Consider the following 20,114-nt stretch of genomic DNA (forward strand, 5'->3'; position numbering starts at 1 on the left):
CCGATCACGCACACGCAGGTGACGTGACAGTCCCCTCCGCGACGTTCCCCACTGCTTCGGTGACCCATGTGCTGATCCAGCAGCATCCCGAGCAGTAGGCGAGCGGGTGGCGGCCGAGCATCTCGTCGGTGGCGGCATCCTGGCTGAGGGTCAGGATCGGCACACCGGAGATGCTGCCGTCCAGCACGTCCTTGGCGCTCGCCGGGCCGCGGCACCCAGCGGCCGCTGCGTCGGTCGATCTGCCCGCCACCACCTGTTGCACAGTCGTCAAGCAGTTGTATAGCGTCGGAGCGTGACCAGGACCATCGGGTTCCGTCCGACCGATGAGGACGAGCGGATCATCCGCGAGGCGATGCGGGACGACGAGCGAACGGCCGACGTCATCCGCCGCGCGCTCCGCCTCCTGGACCGTGAGGCGTGGCTGGCGCGAGCGCGGGCCGACGCCGAGCGGCTGGCGGACGAAGACTTGTCCGGCGAGGCCGACGCCTGGTGATCCGCGGGGCCGTCTACCGGGTCGACCTCGGCGAGGCACGTCGTGGGTCCGAACAACGCGGCCGGCGCTACGGCCTGGTCCTGAGCCCGACCGAGATGGCCTGGAGCGTCGCCACCATCGTTCCGACGTCGACGCAGGCACAGCCGACGGTCTTCCGGCCCGAGATCGAGTTGGGCGGAGTGCCCACCCGGTTTCTCGTCGATCAGCTACGCAGCATCGACGTGCGGTTCATCCACGGAGAGCCCGCCTACTTCCTCCATCGCGACGAACTGGAGGAGGTAGAGCTCACTGTCACCCGGTACCTCGGCCTCTGATCCCCGCGGCTGCACCCCCGGGGACAGGGAGAGCCTGCTACGCGTCGGGCTGCTCCTCGATCGCCGCGAGCCGGGCCGTCAGCCGCTCGGGCCGGTCCTGTCACAACCGCTCGGTCTCCGGCGCGTCGCCGGCTCGCCGTCGAGAGCAAGCCCGCGGCGGCCGCCCCGCTGGACCGGCGCAGCGGTTCGGGCGCCCCGTGACGTCGCCACTGCCGGCACTCCCGACGGTCCATGCGGTGCTGCACGTTGCGCAGGGAGGGGTCCGTCCACGCGCCGGTCCTCCTCCGGCCCGCAGCCCGGGGACGCACCTCAGCGGACGAGGTCTCTGCGGAGGTCGTCGGCCCAGGCGCGGTAGATCCCGAGCATCGTCGCGAGTACGTGGTCACAGAGATCGTCGAGCCGGTCTGGGGCGCGCGCGAGCTCCATGCACAGCCGCTGGAGGCTTCCGTCGAGAGTGGTACCGCGTCGTTCGACGAGGCCGTCCCTCGACGCGGCGGTCAACTGGCTGCACGCCATCAGTGCCGCGGTCGGCCTGGCCGTTGCCCTCGGCCCCGTCCGGGCCGGCGTCGGCCACCGGACGACACGGGTCTGACCCCCACGCCGGCCGTCACCGGTCCCGCCCTCGGGACCGGTGACCGCCGGCGCCCCCGGGACCTGCTCCCCATCGGGCTCAGCCACCCGGCGTCCCGTCCGCGACCTCGCCGAGCGCGCTCGCGAGCCGGTCCCGCGCCTCGGCGGCGACGGGACGCAGCGCGGCCTGCCGGGTCAGCGTGACCATCACGTCGGGATCCATCGCGGAGATCCGGGTGACGCCGTCCGCGTCGACCCGGACGACGACGTTGCAGGGCAGCAGCAGGCCGATGTCGGGCTCGGCCTGCAGCGCCCGGTGCGCCAGCGGCGGGTTGCAGGCGCCCAGGATGACCTGCGGGGGCACCTCCACCCCGATCTTCGCCCGTAGGGTGGCCGCGACGTCGATCTCGGTCAGCACGCCGAAGCCCTGCGCCGCCAACGCGGCACGGGTCCGCGTCAGCGCCTCCTCGAAGGGGAGGCCGACCTCCACCGACATCCCGTACGAACGTCCGTCCCCGCCCGCGGCCGTGGCATCCGGCGGCCGGCGCGCGCCGATCCGGAAGACGGGGTAGGACGCCGCGATCCGCTCGAACTCCACGAGCGGGGCCCGCCGGTCGACCGGGAGGTGCGCCCGGGCGCCCGGGGCGAGCTCGAGGTAGCGGCGCAGGACCGGCGCCCGGTGGGCCGGCTCGACCTCCTCGAGGACGACCTCCTCCCGACCCCGGTGCCGGAGCGCGGCCCGGCCCCCGGCGGCCCGGACGTTGCGCACCCAGTTGGTGTCCTCCCCGAGCATCGAGACCAGGTAGCGCTCGCCGTCGAGGTCGGCGACCACCACGGGGAGGGTCACCGTGCGGCCGGTCCGCCGGCCGGCGACCTCCAGGACGACGACCCGAGACGGGCCGATGCCGCGTGCGGCCAGGGCCGCCTGCGCGCGGTTGAGTGCCCTGGCCGTCCCGTGCGGCCGTCTCCCCTCGTACAGCCGGCGCCGCCAGTGCCCACCCGTGCTCCGTGTGTCGGTCATGTCCGCTCCTCCCTCGTCCGGCCGTGCGGGACCCGTCCGGACGAGCGGGTCCCGCGCGGGGTTGTCAGCGCAGGACGGCGACCTTGAGCGCGCCGGAGGCCACCGGGTCCGCGAACAGGTCGTAGGCCGCGGGCACCTCGTCGAAGCCGAACCGGTGGGTGACGATCCGGCCGGCGTCGAGCTTCCCGGCCTGCAGCATCCGCAGCAGCATCGGCGTGGTCCACGTGTCGACCAGGCCGGTGGTGATGGTGAGGTCGCGGATCCACAGGTCCTCGAGGTGCAGCGTCGTCGGCTTGCCGTGCACGCCGATGTTGGCCACCCGGCCGCCCGGCCGGACCACGTCCACGGCGAGGTCGAACGTCGCCGGGATGCCGACCGCCTCGATGCCGACGTCGGCCCCCAGTCCGTCGGTCAGCTGCCGCACGGTGCCGACGACGTCGTCGTCGGACGACAGCACGAGGTCGGCACCCAGCGCGGTCGCCGCGGCCCGCCGCGCCTCCACCGGGTCGACGACGACGATCCGCTCCGGGGTGTAGAGGCCGGCGGTCATCACCGCGGCCAGACCGATCGGGCCCGCGCCGACGATCACCACGGTGTCGCCCGGCCGCACCCCGCCGTTGAGCGCGCCGACCTCGTAGGAGGTGGGCAGGATGTCGGCGAGCATCAGCGCCGCCTCGTCGGACACGCCCTCCGGCAGGCGGTGGACCGAGCCGTCGGCGAACGGCACGCGCACCGCCTCGGCCTGCACGCCGTGCGTGGTGTGCCCGAGGATCCAGCCGGCAGCCTGGCACTGCCCGTACCGGGCCTCTCGGCAGTACCGGCAGCGGCCGCACGCGGTGATGCACGAGATCAGCACCCGGTCGCCGGGTCGGACGGTCCGTACGCCGGGACCCACCTCCGTCACGGTGCCGACAGCCTCGTGCCCGAGGACCGTGCCCGGGGACACCTCCGGCACGTCCCCCTTGAGGATGTGCAGATCGGTGCCGCAGATGGTGAAGCCGTCGACCCGCACGACGGCGTCCTCGGGGTCCTCGATGCGCGGATCAGGGACGACCTCCCACGACCGCTTGCCGGGACCGTGGTAGACGAGCGCCTCCATGACCTCTCCTCCCGCTGTCGGAGGACCCAGTCCAACGGTGGGCACGCGAACGGCCGGAGTGCCGAACGTCCCGCGCGGCAGGGACCGCCGCCCCGGTCCGCCTGCGCACGTGCCCGCACGGGCCCTCCGGCACCAACGTGTCGGGGTCCCCGGTCCCCGTCCGCAGAGGTCTCCCGCCCCCTCCCACGAACAACGGACCGGACGACGCTCGACGGCACCGAGCCGCACGAGCCCGGGTCCAGGCGCTGAGGAGCTCGCCATGTCGTCCACGGTCCGCAACGCGATCGCCACCGTCCTGGTCGCGGCGATCGTCGTCCCCTACATCGGCTACCTGATCTGGGGCGAGATGCCCTTCCTTAAGGATCCCCGGGGGATGGGTGCCACCGGCTTGATCCTGGGGCTGGCAGCGGCGGCCGTCGTCGGCCGCGCGGCCTTCGACTCAGGTCCGGCCCACCGGGCGGCTCTCACCTCCGGCGTCGCCGCCCTGGCCCTCGGGATCGCGACCGTCTGGGTGGAGACGAGCGAGACCCTGCTCGCCGTCTTCATCGCGGCCATCGCCTTGACCTGGGTGCTCGGCGAGATCGCGGCCACCCGCACCGCCGAGCACGCCGGCCGGCCGCTGGCCATGCGCTGATGCCGACCCTCTGGCGGTCCCCCGGCGACCTCCCGCCCCGCGGGAGGCTGCTCCGGTGGGCGGACCTGAGCCGTCGGCAGCGGAGACTGCTGACGGTGCTCGGGGCGGCCCAACTGTCGCTGGCGGTCGCCGCCTGGACCGACCTGGCGCGGCGTCGCCCCGACCAGATGCGGGGGCGCAGGGCGGTCTGGGCTGCAGTCATCGCCGTGAACTGGGTCGGTCCCCTGGCCTGGTTCCGGTGGGGCCGGCGCCCCTGATCCGCCCCGCCCGCATCGACCTCCGCCCTCCCCGCGGGGGTCCTCCGCCCGTGATCTCGAGTCCTCGGCGGCTCCCATGGTGGACACGTCGAGCACCCGAAACCGGAGAGGAAGCCTGATGACCCGTGCACTGGTGGTCTACGAGTCCCTGTTCGGCGACGCCGCGGCCATCGCCCACGCGATCGCCGCCGGCCTGTCCGAGATCGTCCCGGCAGACGTCGTGGCCGCGTCCGACGCCCCTGCCGAGATCGGTCCCGAGATCGCACTGCTCGTGGCCGGCGGTCCCAACCACGCCTTCGGCATGCCTCGCCCGACGACACGCGGCAGTGCGGTGGAGGACCACGGCGCGGACGTCCCCGACCTCCGTGCCGGTCTCCGCGAGTGGCTGAGGTCGGTGCGGGCCGCCTCTCCGGGCCTCCGCGCCGCCGCGTTCGACACCCGCGACACCCGGCACCCGACGCTCACGCGGATGGACCACGCCTCCCGTACCGAGGAGAAGCTCCTGGGCCGCCTGGGCGCCGAGATCGTCGCGCCCGCCGAGCACTTCGCCGTCACCGGCACGAGAGGGCCCCTGGCCGCGGGCGAGGAGGAGCGCGCCCGGGCCTGGGGCCGCGCCCTCGGTGAGCGGCTCTTCTCCGGCGCCGTCAGGCGCTAGGCGACTCGCTGCGCCCGCCCGGCCCTCCGGGCGAGCGCAGCCCTGAACGGGGGCCTCGATGCCCCTCCCGGTGCCCGTCCCCGACACCGTCCGGCGGCCACGCCCGGGGACCAGCCGCGGCTGACGTCGCTCATGACCGCGCTCGAGGACGCGGCGACCAGCGTCGTCCGCTGCCGATCGGGCCGGCCGGGACCGTCCGCGAGCGTCGTCCTGCACCCCGATCGGCTGGAGGTCCACCTGCCCTGCGGCGAGGCCGCGCCCGCGTCCCTGCTGGCCGCCGGTGGGCTCGTGCTCGACCTCGGAGCTGCGCTGGCGCGTGCAGGCTGGCGGTCGGTCGTCGAGCGGCCCGTCGAGTCCGGCGGCCCCCTGGCGGTCCTGCGACCCGTGCCCGGCCTCCCCGACCTGTTCCTGGCCGCGCTCCCACCCGCCCTGCCCGACGAGGGAGCGGACGACCGCACCCTTGATGTCTCCGCCGACGACGTCCGGCAGCTCGCCGTCACGGCCGCCGGGGACGGGATCCAGACGACATGCACCGCCGGACGCCCCACGTCCCTCGTCCTGTCCGCCGACAAGGACGACCCCCACGCCTGGGTGCGGATCGGTGAGGCCCTGCAACGCCTGACGCGCACCGCAGCGGGCCGCGGCACCACCGTGCACCCCTCGCTCCCACGCGAGGGCCGCCCGCCCATTCGCCTGCCGGTGCGGCTCTGCCGCCGGGTCTGCCACTGACCACACCCACGACTGACCCCACCCCGTGACGACGCCCCCGCCGGGGTCCCAGCGGGGGCGTCGTCGTGAGCGGGTCAGGTCCGCGGACCCGTGGAGGGCGCCAGCTCCGGCTCCGCGCTGCGCGGGCCCGGCGGGACCGGAGGGAGAGTCGCCGGCAGCGGGCCGGACGGCGGCTGTCCTTGCGCACGGCGCGCTCCGAGCGCCACCAGGAGCACGCCGACAGTCAGCAGCACCACGCCGGCCGCGAGGAGCGCGACGGAGAACCAGGTCAGGCCGGGGAGCGTGGCGCCGACCCGGACGTCACTCTCGATGCCGGCGCCGCCGTCGACTCGCATGAGCACGACCGTCCAGTCGCCCTCGTCCGGTCGCCAGTCCAGCGTGACGGTGCCCCGGCCGGTCGCAGACGCCGCCCAGATGTCGGCCTCCTCCGGCACCACCGGTGGCCGCCCCCCAGCCTCGGATTCCACGATCCACGACCACTCCTCCGTGGACCACCAGGTCGGCTCCGCCGGCTCGACCTCGGCGCGTGCGACACCGCGCAGGTACCGGTCGGCGTCGGCGGTGCGGGCCACGCCGACGAACAGGTCGTCGTCGGGGCCGGTCGCGGTGACCTCCACCCGCGCGGTCCCCAGCAGCTCGTCGACCACCCAGTCGACACCCTCGCCCTCGAGCAGGACCCCCTGTCCGACGACGGCGTGGCCCGCGGCGTCGACCGCACGCGACGGCGAGGTCACGAAGCCCTCGTCGCGCTGGGTGGCGTCGGCCCACAGCAGGCTGCCACCCCCCGTCAGCAGACCGGTGGCAGCGAACACGAGCAGCGCGCCCACCACCACGGCCGTGACGGGACCGGCCGTCCAGCGGCTGGTCCCCCACGTGCCGGCGCGGACCGGCGCCCCGGCGGCAGGCTGCACAGCAGCGTGAGTCTGACCCGTCGCCAGGGGCTCGACACCTCCCATGTCCATCCGGAAGGGCGGATAGGCGTCGGTCAGGAGCAGCACGTACGCCGACACCCGCAGCGCCCAGCGGTCCATGCCGAGAACGAAGTCGTACAGGGGCAGCGGGTAGCGCCCGCGGAACAGCAGGACGACGCCGGCCACGAACACCAGCAGCGCCACCAGCCCGCCGGCGGCCCAGCCGTCATCCCAGACCCCGTCGTCCCCGGTGCCGGTGCCGAGCCAGAGGCCCCCGCCCACGAAGACCGCGAGCACGAGGTAGTGCGGCAAGGCCAGCAGCCACTTCACCAGGACCAGGCCGCGGGACAGCCGCTCGGGGTAGGGCACCTGCAGCCGCGCGGGATGACCCGGCACGTCGGCCAGCGTGAACGGCGGGTACCGGTCGGTGCCCAGCGCGGCGTAGCCGTAGTGCTGCACGCGCCACGTCCACCGCAGCACCCCGACGGTGAAGTCGAACAGCGACCGCGGGTAGCGACCGGTCACCAGGATCGCGACGAAGGCGACGACGGTGACGACGGTGACCGCGGCCCACAGGAGCGCCAGGACCAGGTAGTGCGGGACGAGCAGCAACCACTTGACCAGCCAGAGCCCGCGGGAGAGGGGTTCGTCCAGCACCCCGTCGACCCGGAGCGGATACGACGGTCGGTCCTCCGGTGGGGCCGTCGACGACGCGTGCTCGCTCACGGCACACCTCCTCCTGCCGCCGCAGGAGACCCGGGGCGTCTCCCCGGCCCGGCGGCCCACCCGAGCCTCGCGACCTCGGCCGTGTCGGAGACACGGTCGAAGGCGGGTCCTGCCGGGGACGTTGGTCGCTGCCACCGGTGACCGCAGGCCCCGGACGAGGACGCCTCCGCGGACGAGGCTCGGGGCACGCACCAGCCCGAGGAGTCGCGCCATGACCCGACCCACCGTGCCGCCCGTCCCGCCGCCCGAGTGGCAGCCCACGCGGATCCCACCCCAGTCACCGCTGGAGGCGGCAGCCGACGCCGCCGTGCGGGCGCCCTCGGTGCACAACACCCAGCCGTGGCGGATCGTGCTGCACCCCGACCGGATGGACCTGTTCGCCGACCGCACCCGGCAGCTGACCGTCCTGGACCCCGTCGGCCGGGCCCTCGCGCAGAGCGTCGGCGCGGCGCTGTTCAACGCCCGGGTCGCGGTAGCCGCCACGGGACGCGCCGCGCGCGTCGACCGCCTGCCCGACCCCGACGATCCGGGCCTGATGGCCGTCCTCCGGCTCGTCGAGGGCCCGCCGGACCCGGCGCTGGCCGCGCTCGCCCCCGCCGTGCGCAGGCGCCGGACCAACCGGCGGCGCTACACGGCCGAACGCCTGCCCGAGGACCTCCTCCAACTCATGGTCGCGGCGGCCGCCGCCGAGGACACCACGCTCGTCCCGGTCAGCCGGGACGAGCACCTGCGGCTCCTCGCCCGGCTCACCCAGCAGGCCGACGCCGTCCAGAACGCCGATGCCGCCTACCGGGCCGAGCTGCGCCGCTGGACCAACCGGGACCCCGCCACCGGCGACGGCATCCCGGTGTCCGTGGTCCCCCACGTCGACGGACGCCAGCACGACGCGCTGCCCGTCCGCGACTTCGACACCGCCGGCGCCGGCCGGCTCCCCCCGGACACCGACTCGGGCACCGAGCAGACCATCGTCGTGCTGGCGACCGCCTCCGACGACCCGCTGGCGTGGCTGCGGTGCGGCGAGGCCCTCGAGCGGGTGCTGCTGGAGCTCACCGCTCGCGGCTGGGTCGTCGGGCCGCTCACCCAGGCCGTCGAGGTCCCGGTCACCCGCACGCAGCTGCGCTCGGCCCTCACGTGGGACTCCCACCCGCAGTCGGTGCTCCGCGTCGGCCGGGCGCCGGCCACGTCCCCGACACCGCGTCGCCCCCGGGCCACGGTCGTCGAGAACGGCGTCACCGCCGCCGAGCGCCAGGTGCACGGTCGACCGCAGCCCACCGGCTGGCCCCGGCCGCCCGCCCGTCCCGTCTCCGACGGCCGCGGGGGGACGACGTGGGTGTGACCGCCACCCTGGCGCCGATCGTCACCGGGATCGACGGCAGTCCCTCCGTGCCGGAGGTGGTAGAGGTCGCCGCCGACCGGGCGCACCGCGAGCTCCGTCCCCTGCTGCTGGTGGCCGCGGTGGAGGACGCGCGCGACGCCGGGCGCGCACACGACGGGCCGTGGCACCGGGCACTGTCCCGGCTCGACACGCTGCGCCAGGACCTGCTCCTCCGTCTGCCCGCCCTCCCGGTGCGGACCCTCGTGCGTGCCGGAGCGGCGGCCCAGGTGCTGCGCGAGGAGTCCTCCCGCGCGGCCGTGCTGGTGATCGGCACCGGTGCCGCCCGGGGCGGGCTCGGACCCGTCGCCCGGGACCTGCTCCGCGCCGCGGGCTGCCCGGTGCTGCTCGTCCCGCGGGGCGGCGACGGTGCTGACGTGGTCGCCGGCGTGGACGGATCCGCGGGCACGACGGCGGTGCTGGCCGCGGCAGCCCGGGAGGCCGGGACGCGCGGCAGTCCGCTGCGCGTCCTCCACACGTGGCACCGCCGCCCGGGCGCGTCCGGTCCCGACCCGCGCTGGTCGGGAGCCGTTCCCTCCGCGGTCGCCGAGGCCGAGCGCCGACTGGCCGAGGCGCACGCCGCCCGCGTGCGGGAGGGATGGCCCGCCGTCCCCGTCACCGTCGACGTCCGGGAGGGCGACCCCGCCCGGGCCCTCCTCGACCTCTCGAGGGACGCCGCGCTGCTCATCCTCGGGAGCGCGCAGGCGGCGGGCGGCCCGGACCTCGTCGAGCGGGTGGCGGCAGGAGCGCACTGCCCCGTGCTGGTCGTGCCGCCGCCCTCCCCCGCTCCCACCGGGACCGGCCGACGCACCGCCGTCGCCCTGGGGAGGTGACCGTGACCGCAGCGACCGACCCGGCCCCGCAGCAGGCACGCGGGAGGCTGCGGCGCGGACTCGCCGCGGGGGCCCGGACGAGCGACCGGGTGGAGCTGCTGTCCTGGCTGACCTGCGTCCTGCTCGCCGTCGCGGTCGTGCCGCTGGCCCTCGCGGTCGCGAGCGTGGTCGCCGCCGACGGCCGCGCGCAGGCCGCCCGCGAGGCCGCCGAGCGCCAGGAGGTCCCGGCCGTCGTCCTGGCCGACGCCGAGGTCCTGTCCGGGACGTCGTCACTGCGCGCCACCGCACCCGTGGGCTGGACGGCGACCGACGGCGCCGGGCACGGGGACACCGTCCCGGTACCGGTGGGGACGGACGCCGGGGACACGGTGCCGGTGTGGATCGGCGCCGACGGGGAGTACGCGGGCCGGCCGCTGGAGCACGGCGACGTCGTCGTCGTGACCGTCACCGCCGGCGTCCTGACCCTGCTGCTGGGCCTGGCCACGGTCGCCCTGGCACACACCGCGGTCTGCGCCCTGCTGGAGCGGGGGCGGCAGCGGGCGTGGACCCGGGAGTGGGCGGAGGTCGAACCGCTCTGGGCGGCTCGGTACCGGCTGCGCTGAGCCGCGGACGCGACGAGGGCCGGGACGCCGTCGCGTCCCGGCCCCTCGTCGTCCGTCAGGAGCGGCGGAACAGCCGCCGCCACCACGGACGCTTCGCCTCCCCCTGCGCCACCTCCTGGTGCGGCGCCGGCCGGGCGGCCTCGGGTGCGGCAGGCGCCACCGGCCGGCCGGCGTGGGCGCGCTCGTCGGCGTGGGCGTGGCTGAGGTAGTGCTGGACGGCCATCGGGTCGGGCCGGTGCCCCCGGGCTGCCGCGTCGTGACGGGCCTCCCACTGGGCGATCAGCTTCTCGTCGGGGGACATCTCCCGGCGGGGCTGTTCGTCGGGGACCGGGGCGTCGGACGCGGGCATGGGGGCCTCCTGGAGGACGTGGTCGGTGCTCCTCCACCGTCGCGGCGGGGCGGCCTCCCCAGGAGGGGGCGAGGGTCCCGGACCCCGGGACCTACGGCCCGTTCGTCACACGTGCAGCACGGCTGCGCCGGAGAACCGGCCGTGGGCCAGGTCGGAGAGTGCCCGCGGGGCGTCGTCCAGGGGGTAGGCGGTCGTCGTGGCCCGCACGCCCAGCCGCCCGGCGAGCGCGAGGAACTCCTCGGCGTCGCGGCGGGTGTTGGCGGTGACGCTGCGCAGCCGCCGCTCCTGGAACAGCTCGGCGGCGTAGGAGAGCACGGGCACGTCGGACAGCCAGATACCGGCGACGGCGAGGGTGCCGCTGCGGTCGAGGGCCCGGAGCGCGACCGGGACGAGCGCGCCGGCCGGCGCGAACAGCACCGCGCCGTCCAGGAGCTCCGGTGGGACGTCGGTGGTCCCGCCGACGGAGTCCACGCCGAGCTCCGCGGCCAGCCGGCGGTTGGCGGCGCCACGGGTGAGCACGTGCACGCGCAGCCCCTGGGCGAGTGCGACCTGCGCGGTGAGGTGGGCGCTGCCGCCGAAGCCGTAGATGCCCAGTCGGCCGCCGGGCGGGACCTCCGCGAGACGCAGCGCGCGGTAGCCGATGATCCCGGCGCACAGCAGCGGTGCGGCCTGCTCGTCGTCGACTCCCTCGGGGAGCCGGTGGGCGAAGCGCTCGTCGACCAGGCATGCCTCGGCGTAGCCGCCGTCGACATCCCATCCGGTGAAGCGGGGGGCGGTGCACAGGTTCTCGTCGCCACGGCGGCAGAACCGGCAGCTGCCGTCGGTGCCGCCAAGCCAGGGGACGCCGACCCGGTCCCCGAGGGCGAAGCGGGTCGTCCCGGGACCGAGGGCGTCGACGCGGCCGACCACCTCGTGCCCGGGGACGACACCCGGCCGCCGCGGCGGGAGGTCTCCCTCGGCCAGGTGCAGGTCGGTGCGGCACACCCCGCAGCAGGTGACCGCCACCCGCACCTGCCCCGGGCCGGGCTCGGGCACCTCGCGCTCCACCCGCAGCAGCGGCCCCTCGTCGGCCGGTGCCGGCGTCCCGACCGCCCACGCCCGCACGCGCGCCGCCTCAGACCGTCGGGACGTCGGCAGGCACCGGCTCCGGGTGCAGCACCAGGACGGGGCAGGGTGCCGCCACCACGCAGTGCAGCGCCGTGGAACCGAGGAGCATCCCGCTCAGGCGTCCGCGGCTGTGACTGCCCACGACGAGGAGCGCCGCGCCCTGCGCGTGCCGGACCAGGACCTCGGCGGGCGGGCCCGGTTCCACCGCCACCCACACGTCGGGCCGGGCACCGAGCTCCTCGCGCACGAGCGCCTCGGCGCGGCTGGTGGCGTCCGCGATCGTCCGCCTGCCGAACGTCGGGGCCGCCGTCGAGAGGTCGCTCCAGGGCTCGGGAGCCCGGACGGCGACGACGACGTCGAGGCCGGCCTCCATCCGGTGGGCCTCGGCCGCGGCGCGCCACAGCACCTCGCGGGCCTCGTCGGTGTCATCGAGCCCGACGACCACCCGTGGGCGACCCGGATTCGGGACCGACGGGTGCACGACGACCACCGGACAGGGAGCACGGGGAACGCAGCTCAGCGCGACCGAGCCGAGCAGCACGCTGCGTGTGGTTCCGCGGCCCCTGCTGCCGACGACGAGCAGGCCCGCGTCGGCCGAGCGCCGCACCAGCTCGTCGGCCGGACGGCCCGGGACCACGGTGGTGGTGACGCGGACCCGTGCCGCGTCCGGTCCGTCCCCGCGGTACTCGTCGAGCAGTTCCCGGACGTGCACGGCGACGTCGGAGCGCACGAGGTCCACCCGGCCGGGGTCGAGCAGTTCGGCATCACCCCAGGAGTCCTCGACCGGGAGGACGACGACCACCTCGAGACCGGTCCCGGCGCGCGCCGCCGCCGCCAGGGCCCACACCACGGCTGCCCGGCCGCCCGGCGACCCGTCGAAGGCGGCGACCACCCGGCCACCGGGCTCCCTCGGTGGCGTCCGCTCGGTCATCGCTGCGCTCCCGTCGACCGCCCGGCCGGTCGCCGGGGTCTCGCGTCACCCTCCGGCAGGCCCCGGACCGGGTGCCGCCGCCGGACGTCCCGCCCCCGGGGGACCTTGGGCTCACGCCATCACGTCCCGCCGGCCGAAGGCCGGGACGGCCGTCGCGGCGAGGACGGCGACTGCGGCGACGCAGACCACGACGCCACGCACCGACACCCCCGTGAGCAGCGGCTGGTGCCCGAGCGACTGCCAGAACGGCGACAGCGGCCGCAGCGGCTCCAGCCACCCGACCAGCGGCGCCAGCCCGTTGAGCAGGTAGGCGAGGACCGCGAGGACCGCCGGGACGGCGCGGGCGAGAACCCGGCTACCCGTGGCCGCACCGACCCCGACCGCGAGCACGCCGAACACCGCACCGAGCAGGCCGAGGTGCAGTCCTGCCGCGACCACGTGCCCCACGGCCAGGTCGAGCCCGAACAGCACGCTGGAGGTCAGCAGCGCGAGGGTGAGCGAGGCCGCGACGACGAGCGACCCGAGGACCACCGCGCCGGACTGCTCGAGCACCACCCGGGCCCGGCCCACCGGCGCGGCCAGCAGCAGACCGAGCCGGTGCCGGCCCTCCTCACCGGCGATCGACGCGGAGCCGGACACGATGGCGTACAGGACCACCAGCAGCGGCCCGGTCAGTCCGAGCACCTCCGCCTGGACGTACCCGACTGGCGTGGACAGGTCGGTCGTCGCCAGCAGGGAGCGGAGGACCTCGGGCATCGCGTCGAGGAGGTCGGTCAGGGAGGGCTGGTCGCGGATGCTCGGCCACAGGGCGCCGTAGAGCAGCACCAGCGCGGCCAGGCCGACGGCCCAGGTCACCGTGCCGCGCCACCGCAGCGTGACCGTCTGCCGGAGCACCTCAGCGGCCACCGGGTTCTCCTCCGTAGTAGGCGAGGAAGGTCTCCTCGAGGTCCGCCTCGGTGCACTCGAGATCGGTGAGCCGGTGCCGCGCCAGCCGGCCGACCAGCGCGTCCAGCGCCGCTGCCGGGGCCGCGCAGCGCAGCGTCGAGGCGGTGACCTGCACGTCGCGCAGACCGGGGACCCCGGCGAAGTCGGCCGCCCTCACCGGGGCGTCGAAACGAGCCTGCACCCGGTGCAGGGACCGGCCACGCAGGACGGACATCTCCTCGACGGCGACCAGCCGTCCGGCGCGCAGCACGCCGATGCGGTCGGCGGTCCGCTGTACCTCACCCAGCACGTGGGAGGACAGGAGCACGGTGCCTCCCGCGGCGGCGTGCTCCCGGACCAGTGCCTGGAACTCCTGCTGCACCAGCGGGTCGAAGCCGCTGGTCGGCTCGTCGAGCACCAGGAGCTGCGGTCCGCCCAGGAGAGCGAGGACGACGGCGAGCTTCTGCCGGTTGCCCCTCGACAGGGTCCCCACCGGGCGGTCGAGGTCCAGGCCGAGGCGCTCGGTGACCGCATCGGCGGTCTTGTCGTCGTCAGGAGACCGACGCAGCCGGGCAGCCATGCGCACGTGGGCCCGGCCGGTCAGCCGGTCGTGGAAGGCGGGGTCGCCGGGGAGCCACCCGACCTCCCGGTGCACGGCCGCCGGCTGCCGCCACGGGTCACGGCCGTGCACCCGGATCGCGCCCGCTGTCGGGCGGGCGAAGCCCATGAGCAGGCGCAGCGTCGTCGTCTTCCCGGCCCCGTTGGGGCCCAGCCATCCGAAGACCTCACCTCGCCGCACCTCCAGGTCGACGTCCGAGAGGGCGACCGTGGAGCCGAACCGCTTGGTCAGCCCGGTCGTGTTCACGACGACGTCCGGTGCGGAGGGGGTGCCCACGATCAGGCCTGCGCGGAGGCTGCCACCCCCGCGGAGGTCCGGGCGTGCCGTCCCACCGGGTGGACCACCAGGACGGGGCAGGGCGCGTGCATGGCGCAGTGCAGCGCGACCGAGCCCATGACCAGGCCACGAAAGGAGCCGCGGCCCGAGCTCCCGACGACCAGCAGGTCGGCGTCCCGGGCACGGTCGACCAGGACGTCGGACGCCGCACCCTCCACCACGTGCACCTCCACCGGCGGGACCGGCGCCTCCGGGGGACGGCCGGTGAGGACCCCCTCGACGACGGCCGTCGTGTGCTCGCGCAGCTGCTCGCGGATGGCTTCCCGCGACGGCAGGATCATGGTGGCCAGGTCGGTCCAGTAGTCGGTGAGCGCGTAGACGGCGAGCACGTCGAGGGCCGCTCCGGCCCGGACGGCCTCCTCGACCGCGGTGGCCAGGGCTGCGCGAGCCGTCTCGGACCCGTCCACGCCCACGACCACGCGAGGACGGTTGCCCTCGGGCCGGCCGGCGGACGGGTGCACCACCAGGACCGGGCAGTGGGCGTGTGTGACGGTGTGCAGAGCGACCGAACCCAGCAGGGCGCTGCGCACCGCTCCGCGGCCGCGGTTGCCCACCACCACCAGTTGCGCCCCGGCCGACCGTGCCACCAGCCCGGACGCAGGCCCTTCCGACGTGACCTCCACGGACACCGGCACGTCGCCGGCGCCCCTCACCTCGGCGCGGACTGAGGCCACCAGCTCCTCGGTCAGCCGCCGGGTGGACTCGCGGACGCCGTCGACGACGGACGCCAGGACGCCGTCGCCGCCCAGCCAGTACAGGTCGGCGGAGTAGCTGCTCAGCGCGACGAGGCCGGTCGACCGCCCGGCCGCCGCCGCCAGGGCCGCACGCAGAGCGGCACGTGCCTGGGGCGAGCCGTCGACGCCGACGACGACGGGCTCGTCGCTGACGGACTGCTGTGCCGAGAGGGTGTCCATCTGCGGTCCTCACGTCGGGCCCGGGTCCGTCCCGGGCGGCGCCCCGACGATGCGCGCCGGGCGGTGCCGCCTGCGCGGGGCGAGGGACCCGCCGTCCCGGGACCTCCGTCCCTGCCTCTCACGGCGGCCGACCCTGGGGCGGCAACCACCGGTCTCCCTAGCGTCCAGGGCATCGACCGGAGGAGGAGCCGTGCAGGTGAGAGACGTCATGACACGCGACGTGGTCACCGTGGGACCGCACACCGCGGCCCGCTACGCGGCGGAGGTGATGGCCGCGCGGGGCTTCGCCGCCCTACCGGTGGTGGACGACGACGACCGGCTCGTCGGCATCGTCGCCGAGGCCGACCTGCTCCGCGACCGCATCCCCGCGGACCCCCGGCTGCACCTGCGCCGGGGCGGTGACCCGGGGGTCGAGCTGCCACCGGTCCTGGTGCACGACGTCATGACCCGCGAGGTGCGGGCCGTCGACGTCACTGCCGACGCGGCCGAGGTCGCCCACATCTTCGTCGAGGCGGGCCTGCGCAGCATGCCGGTGACCGACGGGGGACGGCTGGTCGGGATCGTCAGCCGCCGCGACCTCCTGCAGCTGCTCGTGCGGTCCGACGACGACGTCCGGCGCGACGTGCTGCGCCTGGTGGAGGAGTACACCGGCGATCTCGATGCCTGGGAGGTGAGCGTCGACGACGGCCGGGCGACCATCCGGCGTCTGCGAGGCGCCCCGCAGGTCTCGGTGTCGACGGAGGAGCGCGCGCTCGGCGCCCTCGCCCGGACCGTCGGCGGGGTCGAGAGGGTCCGGGTACTCCCCCCGGCCCACCAGAGGACGCCGCGTCCGGACCAGCCGGCGACGGCCGGGGTGCCGGGGAGCCGGCCGTGACCGGGCCGCAGCACCAGCGGACCGTCGTCGTGGGTGTCGACGGCTCCGAGTCCGCACAGGAGGCCGCGGCCACCGCCGTCGAGGAGGCGGCCCGGCGCGGTGCAGCGCTCTTGCTGGTGCACGCGCTGTCCTGGCCCGCCGCTGCCACGTCGTCGCACGGGACCGGTGCGTCGGCCCTCCCGGAACTGGGCGGCCTGCTGCACGCAGCAGCGGAGACCGTGCTGCGGACGGCCTCCGGCGATGCTGCCGACGTGCTCGGTCCCGACCGGGTCAGCTGGTCGGTGGTCCCGGGGGATCCGGCGGACGCCCTCGCCGACGCGGCGAGAGGTGCCGACCTCCTGGTGCTGGGCAGCCGCGGCGTCGGCGGGGTCGTCGGCCTGGTGATCGGCTCGACCGTCACCGCGGTGCTCACCGCGCCCCCGTGTCCGGTGCTGGTCCTGCCCGACCCCACGACGGCGGTGGTCCGGCCGCGCGCCACGGTCGTGGCGGCGGTCGAGGGCCGCCCCGGTGACGACGCCGTCCTCGCCGTCGCCTTCACCGAGGCCGCGATGCGCGGGACCGACCTGCTCGCCGTGCACGCCTGGCAGGACGTGGCCCTCGAGACCGCTCTCCTGTCGGCGGGACCGCTCGTGGACTGGGCCGGCGTGCTCGCCGACGAGCAGCGGGTGCTCGCCGAGGCGCTGGCGGGCTGGCGGGAGAAGGAGCCGGACGTGACGGTCCGCGAGGCCGTCGTCCGCGAGCGACCTGCCCGTGCGCTCCTGGCCGCCGGCCTCACCGCGGAGCTCCTGGTCGTCGGTGGTCGCCGACACCGGGGGCTCGGCCGGCTCGGCTCGACGACCCACGCCGTGGCGCACCGGGCTCCCTGCCCGATCGTCGTGGTCCCGGTCGACGACTCCCGAGGAGGCCACCGATGAGCGGGCCACGTGTCCTCGTCACCTACGCCAGCAGGCACGGAGCCACCCGGGAGCTCGCCGAGGCCCTGGCACGGGACCTGGTGGCGTCCGACGCCGGCCGCGAGGTCGGCCTGTACGCAGCGGCCGTCGCTGCCGAGTCCCGCCCCGACCCGAGCAGCTGGGACGCGGTGGTGCTCGGCAGTGCGGTCTACGCCGGCCGGTGGCTGCCCGCCGCCCGCGACCTCGCCACCCAGCGGGCCGGAGCCCTCCGCCGGCGACCGGTCTGGCTGTTCTCCAGCGGCCCGATCGGGGACCCGCCGTACCCGACGGACGAGGCCCAGGACGCTCCGGCGATCGCGGCGCTGGTCGCTCCTCGCGGTCACCGTGTCTTCCCGGGCCGGCTGGACAAGGCCCTGCTCGGCTTCGCCGAGCGGGCGGTGGTGACCGCGATGCGGGCACCCCTCGGGGACTTCCGGGACTGGGACGCCGTCCGGGCGTGGGCCGGCGAGATCGCCGGTGCCGTGGCCGTGAGTTCCGCGGCCGCTGCAGCCGAGCCACTCGTGACGCCCGACGTGTCCTGAGCCTCGACGCCGACGACCGAGACGCAAAGGAAGAGGAGCCGGATGTGACCGAGGCGGGGACCACTCGCAGACACCTGAGCGAGGAGGAGTGCCGTGCGTTGCTGGGCAGTACGTCACGGGGGCACCTCGCCTTCACCCGAGACGCCCTGCCGGCGATCTCCCCCGTGCACTACGCGCTCGACGGCGACCGCGTCGTCATCCCGGCGCGTCCCGACAGCGACCACCTGCCGCCCGCCGGCGGTGCCGTCGTCGTCCTCGGCGCGGACGGCTGCTCCGGCGACGACGAGTGGGCCGTGACCATCGTCGGGCCCGCCAGGACCGTCGCCGACGTCGCGAGCGTGGGTGCGTTGCAGGCACTGGACTGGACGGGGCGGTCGATCACCGCGGACGGCCGCCGGTTCGTCGTCCTGACCATCGGGGTCCTCCGCGGCTGGCGGACGACGCGGGTACCGGGTCCGTCGTCGCGGCGTCCGGCGTGACGCAGCCCGAGGGTCACGGGGACGGCGCTCCCGGCGCCTACTACTCGGAGGGCTTCCGTGCCAGGCTCGGGAGGCGGACCCGTCCCGTCCCCGGAGGGAGCAGGGCGATGAGCGTTCCGGAGCCCCGGCCCGCACCCGAGCCGCCCGGCGTTCCCTCGCTGGCCGGGATGCGGCTGACCGAGCTGATCGGCGAGGTGCAGGAGCGCCTCACCGCGGTGGCCCGCAGTCAGGCCCGCGTGCAACAGCTGCTCGACGCCTTCCTCGCCGTCTCCTCCGGACTGGACCTGGAGACGACGCTCCGGCGGATCGTGGAGAGCGCCTGCGACCTGGTCGACGCCCGCTACGGAGCCCTCGGCGTCCTGGCACCGCAGGGCGGCCTGGCGGCGTTCATCCACGTCGGCATCGGAGCCGAGCAGGCCGCCGCCATGGGACACCTGCCGGAGGGCAAGGGCGTGCTCGGCCAGCTGATCACCGAGCCGTACCCGCTGCGGATCCCGGACCTGGGCCGGCACCCCGCCTCGGTCGGCTTCCCTCCGGGACACCCGGAGATGCACAGCTTCCTCGGGGTGCCCGTCCTCGTCCGCGGCACGGTCTTCGGCAACCTCTACATGACCGAGAAGCGGCACGGGATGTTCACCGCCGAGGACGAGGCGGTGCTGACCGCGCTCGCCGGCGCCGCGGGCGTCGCGGTGGACAACGCCCGGCTGTACGAGGAGGGCGAGGAGCGACGCCGGTGGGCCACCGCGCTGTCCGACGTCCGGGCCAGCCTCCTCGATCCCGACTCGTCCGAACGGGCGCTCACGCTGATCGCCGACCGGGTGGCCGCCCGCACCGGTGCCGCGGCCGCGTGGATCATGGTCGGCCCGGACGACTCGGGCTGCTTCGAGGTCCGGGTGCAGGTCGGCGACGGGCTCGACGACCTCACCGGGACGAGGCTGGCCACCGCCCAGAGCCCGGTGCTGCAGGCCGTCGCTGCGGCAGCCGGGCAGGTCGTCACCCTGGACATGACCGGCATGGCCTACGACGGGCCCAACGCGCACGTCGACTGGGGGCACTGCCTCGCCGTCCCCCTCCACGGCGCGCAGGCGGAGTCCGCGGTCGTCGTCGCCGCCCGCCGGGCCGGCAGTGCGCCGTTCGACCCCTCGCTGAGCCCGCTGGTCGCCTCGTTCGCCGACCAGGTCGCGGTCGCCCTGGACCTGGCCGCCCAGCAGCGCCTCGCCCGCCAGCTCGACGTCTACGAGGACCGCGACCGCATCGCCCGCGACCTGCACGACCACGTCATCCAGCGGGTCTTCGCCGCCGGGCTCACGCTGCAGTCGGTCGCTCCGCGGATCGCCGACCCGCAGGTGCGGAGCCGGATCCGCGACGTCGTCCGTCACCTCGACGACACCGTCCGCGACATCCGCACGAGCATCTTCGACCTGCACACCTCCGAACAGTCCGACGACGGGCTGCGCCGGCGCGTCCTGGACACGGTCGCGGGCACCGCTGGCGACCTGCAGTCCACCGTCCGCACGTCCGGCGCCGTCGACACCCTGATCACCGGTGAGCTGGCCACCGACGTGGTGGCCGTCGTCAGGGAAGCGGTGAGCAACGCCGTCCGCCACTCCGGGGCCCGGCACGTGACCGTCACCCTCGACGCCGGGGACGAGTTGGTCCTCGAGGTGGTCGACGACGGGTGTGGCATCGACGCCCGGGCCGCGCGCAGCGGCCTGCGCAACCTCGAGGAGCGCGCCACCGGCCGTGGTGGGGGGATCGGCGTCGAGGCCCTCGCCGATGGGGGGACGAGGCTGCGCTGGTGGGCGCCCCTGCCCTGACCGGGCCGGTCAGCCCTGGCGGGAGCCGCCGGAACGCAGCTCGGTGGCCAGCACCGCCGCCTGCGTCCGCCGTT

The 20,114-nt window shown here is 75.8% G+C and carries 24 protein-coding genes; 14 read left to right on the forward strand and 10 right to left on the reverse strand.

Annotated features, from left to right (window positions below):
- Positions 1–4: 4 nt before the first annotated feature.
- On the reverse strand, positions 5–262 hold the full coding sequence (locus tag FN207_RS13315) for a hypothetical protein (protein ID WP_142458969.1): 258 nt from the start codon (positions 260–262) through the stop codon (positions 5–7).
- Between the two features lie 30 nt (positions 263–292).
- On the opposite strand from FN207_RS13315, the gene FN207_RS13320 reads away from it, so the two are divergent.
- Positions 293–493, forward strand: a complete 201-nt coding sequence (locus FN207_RS13320; protein WP_135142113.1) for a hypothetical protein — start codon at positions 293–295, stop codon at positions 491–493.
- A complete protein-coding gene (locus FN207_RS13325) occupies positions 490–807 on the forward strand; it encodes a type II toxin-antitoxin system PemK/MazF family toxin (RefSeq protein ID WP_142458970.1) in 318 nt (105 codons plus the stop codon). The genes FN207_RS13320 and FN207_RS13325 overlap by 4 nt, the downstream gene beginning before the upstream one ends.
- A 670-nt stretch (positions 808–1,477) precedes the next feature.
- Here the strand turns inward: FN207_RS13325 and FN207_RS13330 are convergent.
- Both FN207_RS13330 and FN207_RS13335 read right to left on the reverse strand, forming a co-directional pair.
- A complete protein-coding gene (locus tag FN207_RS13330; RefSeq protein ID WP_142458971.1) occupies positions 1,478–2,398 on the reverse strand; it encodes a nitroreductase/quinone reductase family protein in 921 nt (306 codons plus the stop codon).
- Between the two features lie 64 nt (positions 2,399–2,462).
- Positions 2,463–3,497, reverse strand: a complete 1,035-nt coding sequence (locus FN207_RS13335) for an alcohol dehydrogenase catalytic domain-containing protein (protein ID WP_142458972.1) — start codon at positions 3,495–3,497, stop codon at positions 2,463–2,465.
- A gap of 259 nt (positions 3,498–3,756) precedes the next feature.
- Between FN207_RS13335 and FN207_RS13340 the strand changes: the two genes are divergently transcribed.
- The 4 genes from FN207_RS13340 (at position 3,757) to FN207_RS13355 (ending at position 5,772) form a co-directional block, all read left to right on the forward strand.
- Positions 3,757–4,131, forward strand: a complete 375-nt coding sequence (locus FN207_RS13340; RefSeq protein ID WP_142458973.1) for a hypothetical protein — start codon at positions 3,757–3,759, stop codon at positions 4,129–4,131.
- Positions 4,131–4,388 carry a PLDc N-terminal domain-containing protein gene (locus tag FN207_RS27520; RefSeq protein ID WP_142458974.1) on the forward strand — a complete coding sequence of 86 codons (258 nt, stop codon included), beginning with the start codon at positions 4,131–4,133 and terminating at the stop codon, positions 4,386–4,388. Before FN207_RS13340 ends, FN207_RS27520 begins: the two co-directional genes overlap by 1 nt.
- Positions 4,389–4,506: 118 nt before the next feature.
- Positions 4,507–5,043: a flavodoxin gene (locus FN207_RS13350; protein ID WP_142458975.1), complete on the forward strand. Its 537-nt coding sequence runs from the start codon at positions 4,507–4,509 to the stop codon at positions 5,041–5,043.
- Between the two features lie 132 nt (positions 5,044–5,175).
- Positions 5,176–5,772: a hypothetical protein gene (locus FN207_RS13355; RefSeq protein WP_142458976.1), complete on the forward strand. Its 597-nt coding sequence runs from the start codon at positions 5,176–5,178 to the stop codon at positions 5,770–5,772.
- 74 nt (positions 5,773–5,846) lie between these two features.
- Here FN207_RS13355 and FN207_RS13360 read toward each other — a convergent pair whose 3' ends face one another.
- Positions 5,847–7,409: a DUF4389 domain-containing protein gene (locus FN207_RS13360; protein ID WP_246066027.1), complete on the reverse strand. Its 1,563-nt coding sequence runs from the start codon at positions 7,407–7,409 to the stop codon at positions 5,847–5,849.
- A 211-nt stretch (positions 7,410–7,620) separates the two neighbouring features.
- On the opposite strand from FN207_RS13360, the gene FN207_RS26280 reads away from it, so the two are divergent.
- Genes FN207_RS26280 through FN207_RS13370 form a run of 3 tightly spaced genes read left to right on the forward strand, consistent with a single transcriptional unit; the run spans position 7,621 to position 10,216 of the window.
- Entirely contained in the window at positions 7,621–8,745 is a 1,125-nt protein-coding gene (locus FN207_RS26280; protein WP_185938327.1) for an Acg family FMN-binding oxidoreductase, read from the forward strand.
- On the forward strand, positions 8,742–9,614 hold the full coding sequence (locus FN207_RS13365) for a universal stress protein (RefSeq protein WP_185938328.1): 873 nt from the start codon (positions 8,742–8,744) through the stop codon (positions 9,612–9,614). Before FN207_RS26280 ends, FN207_RS13365 begins: the two co-directional genes overlap by 4 nt.
- Positions 9,615–9,616: 2 nt before the next feature.
- Positions 9,617–10,216 (forward strand): Rv1733c family protein, encoded by a 600-nt coding sequence (locus tag FN207_RS13370; protein WP_142458979.1) that lies wholly within the window; start codon positions 9,617–9,619, stop codon positions 10,214–10,216.
- Positions 10,217–10,271: 55 nt separating this feature from the next.
- Here FN207_RS13370 and FN207_RS13375 read toward each other — a convergent pair whose 3' ends face one another.
- The 6 genes from FN207_RS13375 to FN207_RS13400 all read right to left on the reverse strand — a co-directional run bounded on the left by FN207_RS13375 (position 10,272) and on the right by FN207_RS13400 (position 15,396).
- A complete protein-coding gene (locus FN207_RS13375; RefSeq protein WP_142458980.1) occupies positions 10,272–10,565 on the reverse strand; it encodes a hypothetical protein in 294 nt (97 codons plus the stop codon).
- A 105-nt stretch (positions 10,566–10,670) separates the two neighbouring features.
- Positions 10,671–11,669, reverse strand: a complete 999-nt coding sequence (locus tag FN207_RS13380) for a zinc-dependent alcohol dehydrogenase family protein (protein WP_142458981.1) — start codon at positions 11,667–11,669, stop codon at positions 10,671–10,673.
- Positions 11,670–11,679: 10 nt separating this feature from the next.
- Positions 11,680–12,603 carry a universal stress protein gene (locus FN207_RS13385; RefSeq protein WP_142458982.1) on the reverse strand — a complete coding sequence of 308 codons (924 nt, stop codon included), beginning with the start codon at positions 12,601–12,603 and terminating at the stop codon, positions 11,680–11,682.
- Positions 12,604–12,714: 111 nt separating this feature from the next.
- Positions 12,715–13,509, reverse strand: coding sequence for an ABC transporter permease subunit (locus FN207_RS13390; protein ID WP_142458983.1), 795 nt, complete (start codon positions 13,507–13,509; stop codon positions 12,715–12,717).
- Positions 13,499–14,392 carry an ABC transporter ATP-binding protein gene (locus FN207_RS13395; protein ID WP_221888183.1) on the reverse strand — a complete coding sequence of 298 codons (894 nt, stop codon included), beginning with the start codon at positions 14,390–14,392 and terminating at the stop codon, positions 13,499–13,501. Before FN207_RS13395 ends, FN207_RS13390 begins: the two co-directional genes overlap by 11 nt.
- 32 nt (positions 14,393–14,424) lie before the next feature.
- Positions 14,425–15,396: a universal stress protein gene (locus FN207_RS13400; protein WP_142458985.1), complete on the reverse strand. Its 972-nt coding sequence runs from the start codon at positions 15,394–15,396 to the stop codon at positions 14,425–14,427.
- Positions 15,397–15,604: 208 nt separating this feature from the next.
- Here FN207_RS13400 and FN207_RS13405 point away from each other — a divergent pair, with 208 nt between their 5' ends.
- The 5 genes from FN207_RS13405 (at position 15,605) to FN207_RS13425 (ending at position 20,040) form a co-directional block, all read left to right on the forward strand.
- A complete protein-coding gene (locus FN207_RS13405; RefSeq protein ID WP_185938329.1) occupies positions 15,605–16,270 on the forward strand; it encodes a CBS domain-containing protein in 666 nt (221 codons plus the stop codon).
- Complete coding sequence (locus FN207_RS13410) at positions 16,267–17,184, forward strand: universal stress protein (protein ID WP_142458987.1); 918 nt, start codon at positions 16,267–16,269, stop codon at positions 17,182–17,184. The genes FN207_RS13405 and FN207_RS13410 overlap by 4 nt, the downstream gene beginning before the upstream one ends.
- Complete coding sequence (locus FN207_RS13415) at positions 17,181–17,744, forward strand: flavodoxin domain-containing protein (protein WP_142458988.1); 564 nt, start codon at positions 17,181–17,183, stop codon at positions 17,742–17,744. Before FN207_RS13410 ends, FN207_RS13415 begins: the two co-directional genes overlap by 4 nt.
- 44 nt (positions 17,745–17,788) lie before the next feature.
- Positions 17,789–18,223 carry a pyridoxamine 5'-phosphate oxidase family protein gene (locus tag FN207_RS26285; protein ID WP_281282140.1) on the forward strand — a complete coding sequence of 145 codons (435 nt, stop codon included), beginning with the start codon at positions 17,789–17,791 and terminating at the stop codon, positions 18,221–18,223.
- Positions 18,224–18,330: 107 nt separating this feature from the next.
- Positions 18,331–20,040, forward strand: a complete 1,710-nt coding sequence (locus tag FN207_RS13425; protein WP_142458990.1) for a GAF domain-containing sensor histidine kinase — start codon at positions 18,331–18,333, stop codon at positions 20,038–20,040.
- The last annotated feature ends 74 nt before the right edge of the window (positions 20,041–20,114 follow it).

Source organism: Geodermatophilus aquaeductus, from assembly GCF_900182545.1.
Taxonomy (GTDB): domain Bacteria; phylum Actinomycetota; class Actinomycetes; order Mycobacteriales; family Geodermatophilaceae; genus Geodermatophilus; species Geodermatophilus aquaeductus.